The 1,931-nt window shown below is 63.6% G+C and carries 2 protein-coding genes; one reads left to right on the top strand and one right to left on the bottom strand.

Features of this window, described 5'->3' with window-relative positions:
- Positions 1–1,697: transketolase (locus WCE35_RS17290; protein WP_424594548.1), on the bottom strand; the 1,697-nt coding region annotated here is incomplete at its 3' end.
- Between the two features lie 139 nt (positions 1,698–1,836).
- Here WCE35_RS17290 and WCE35_RS17295 point away from each other — a divergent pair.
- On the top strand, positions 1,837–1,931 hold a 95-nt coding region (locus tag WCE35_RS17295; protein WP_424594549.1), incomplete at its 3' end, for an AsnC family transcriptional regulator.

Below are 1,931 nucleotides of genomic sequence, written 5' to 3' on the forward strand. Positions count from 1 at the left end.
ATCAAAGGCGTCGCGATCGACTGGTGCGCGCCGCCCTCCGGCGCCAGCGTGATGCCGGAGGGCGTCGCCGCCACCATGAAACGCGCATCCTGATAGCAGGCATAGTTCAGCGCATCGAGGCCGCGCTCGATGAAGGGATCGTACAGCGTTCCGACCGGCAGCAGCCGTTCGCCGTTGATCGCATGCGACAGCCCCAGCGCCGACATCAGGATGAACAGGTTCATCTCGGCGATGCCGAGCTCGATGTGCTGTCCCCGCGGCGAAAAATCCCAGTTGAAGGTCGACGGGATTTTTTCCTGCCGGAACAGGTCGGCATTTTCCGCCTTCGCGAACAGCCCGCGGCGGTTGACCCAGGCGCCGAGATTGGTCGAGACGGTGACATCGGGCGACGCGGTGACGATCCGCGCCGCCAGTTCGCTGTCGCCGCGGGCGAGTTCATGGAGCACGAGCCCAAAACCCTGCTGGGTCGACATCTGCGCCGCCGGCTTGAACGGCAAGTGCTGGGGCACCTCGATGACCGGCGCGGTCAGGCGCCGGCGGCCGTCGCGGTTGAACGGCGCCGCCGCCAGGAAGGCCTCGAGCTTCGCGGGGTCCTGCGGCAATCCCTCGAACCTCTCCCACTCATGACCGGGGCGGATGTTCTGCGCCGCGCGCCACTTTTCCATCTGCGCCATCGTCATCAGGCCGGCGTGGTTGTCCTTGTGGCCCTGCATCGGCAGGCCGACGCCCTTGATGGTGTAGGCGATGAAGCAGACCGGCCGGTCGTGATCGATCGCCTCGAACGCCTCGCACATGCTGGCCATGTCATGTCCGCCCAAATTGGACATCAGCGCCAGCAATTCGTCGTCGCTGCGCCTTTCAATCAGTCGTGACACCGGCCCCTGATCGCCGATCTCGTCGCGCAGATGCTTTCGGAACGCCGCGCCGCCCTGGAAGCACAGCGCGGCGTACATCTGGTTGGGGCAGGCGTCGATCCATCGCTTCAAGGCGTCGCCGCCGGCTTCCGCGAACGCCGCCTGCATCAGCTTTCCATATTTCACGATCACCACGTCCCAGCCGAAATTGCGGAACATGGATTCGAATTTTTCCCACAACCCCTCGCGCACCACGGCATCAAGGCTCTGGCGGTTGTAATCGACGACCCACCAGGTGTTGCGCAGGCCGTGCTTCCAGCCTTCCAGCAGCGCCTCGAAGATATTGCCCTCGTCCATTTCGGCGTCGCCGACCAGCGCGATCATCCGCCCCTCGGGACGCTCCTTCATCCAGCCATGTGCCTTCACGTAATCCTGCACCAGCGAGGAGAACAGGGTCTGGGCGACGCCGAGGCCGACCGAGCCGGTGGAAAAATCGACATCGTCGGCATCCTTGGTGCGCGACGGATAGGATTGCGCGCCCTTGAAACCGCGGAAATTTTCCAGCCGGTCGCGGGTCTGATGCCCGAACAGATACTGGATGGCGTGGAACACCGGGCTCGCATGTGGCTTGACCGCGACGCGGTCCTGCGGCTGCAGCACCGCGAAATACAGCGCCGACATGATGTTGGCGAGCGACGCCGACGAGGCCTGGTGGCCGCCGACCTTCAGGCCATCGGCATTGGGGCGGATATGGTTGGCGTGGTGGATGGTCCAGGACGACAGCCACAGCACCTTGCGGGCCAGTGCGGACAATAGTTCGAGGCGTGCGGGCTCGATCGGCATGGCAATGCTCCGGGCACGATTGGGCAATGCGCCGATTTTAGCGGACCTGCCATTGCCAGAAATCTCAAATACTCGCGACATACCGCCAGATTTTGGGATAAATTACCACTCTCTCGCCCATTTGCATGAGTTTATCCCAATGCCCGCCCTGGACGCCATCGACCGCAAGATCCTCGGCCTGCTGCAATCCGACGGCCGCATGACCATGCAGGAACTCGCCGACAAGGTCGGGCT

Source organism: Bradyrhizobium sp., assembly GCF_049691595.1.
Lineage (GTDB): Bacteria > Pseudomonadota > Alphaproteobacteria > Rhizobiales > Xanthobacteraceae > Bradyrhizobium.